The following is a 1258-nucleotide window of genomic DNA, read 5'->3' on the forward strand; positions in this document are numbered from 1 at the left end:
GCCGTCCCGTCGTCGTTGATATCTATCGACGGGTTCTTTGTCGCCGTGCGCTCGGTGAACGAGAGGTCTGTATCGACTTTACCACCGTCAAGTGAGATGGTTGCAGTGTGTGAGCCGGTTGGGACGTTCGATGCGCTGACCGTCGCTGTCTGTCCTGGTTGAAGAATGCCAGAGTAGCTTGCATCGGTGGAGCCGTCGCCGTTGATGTCGATGCTCGGGTTTTCGGTTCCGGTACGGGCTGTATAATCAAGCGAGTAGTCGACTGCCCCAGCACCGCTCACGGATATACTGTCACCCAGAGCGACCGGGAAACTCTTAGTTTGCGACCCTCCACCCTCCACAAAAAAGCTCTTAGACGTGCCGCTGTCCGCCGAAATTGTCACATCTGCCCCGGTTTTGTAATCAATATGGATGTACGAATCGTAGGTATATCCGTCGTAGACGAATGATTGAGCACCGCCACCGCTCCGTTCAAAATGGATATCATGGTCTGGACTCTTGTCTTTTTTAACGGAGAGAGTGACATTATCCGAATTTTTTGGGTCCCATGTCTCAATATCGACGGTTTTGGTTCGCTTGTTGAAACTCACTCCAGACGCCACTAGCGTCCCTTCAGTGTGGTCTTCGTCTACTCCTTCACGAGTGAGATATATTTCATAGGACCCACCACTAGAATATTCCTCCATATGAAATGTAATCTCAGTAATTGCCGAATTTGGAACCCGTTTTAATTCGGATGACCACTTATTACCAGCTACGTAGGTATGCTCTCCCTGAGAGTATGAGTCTCCGCCAGAGACGGTGAGTTGCTCGTTGCTCGGGTTTAGGTTTCCTTCGAGGTTCAGCGAGTCCGACCCGCCAGCCGATAGCGTGCCACTGTCTGAGGCCGATTTTAACGACGAATCTCCTTTAAACGTCACCGACACGTCGTTCGCCAGAGTGTTCCCATCCGCCGTGTAGCTGAACGTGTCGCCGTTGGCAAGGTTCGAGGCTGAAACCGTCCGGCGGTTTGATGTCGACTTACCGATGAACGTCGTGGAAACGTTCGTCGCTGGCTGGTTCCCATCGATATTGTAATCGATAGTCTCACCGTCGGACAGCGTTGTCGAGAACAGTCCCGCGTCCGTCGTGGTCTGTTCGACGCCCGTGAACGTCACTTCGGGATTGCGTGGTTCGAGGTTGTCGCCAGCGACAGACAGTGGAATCAGCTGGCTGTCGGTCGCACCGATGACCTGTTTCGTGTCGCGTTCGGTGTTGA

Annotated in this window: 1 pseudogene; it reads right to left on the minus strand. The window is 53.0% G+C overall.

The annotated features are described in order from the left end of the window. Positions 1 to 1258 (minus strand): annotated as a pseudogene (locus tag DVK00_RS21480) (hypothetical protein); the annotation flags it as partial.

The organism is Haloarcula sp. Atlit-47R, from assembly GCF_003665985.1.
Lineage (GTDB): Archaea > Halobacteriota > Halobacteria > Halobacteriales > Haloarculaceae > Haloarcula > Haloarcula taiwanensis.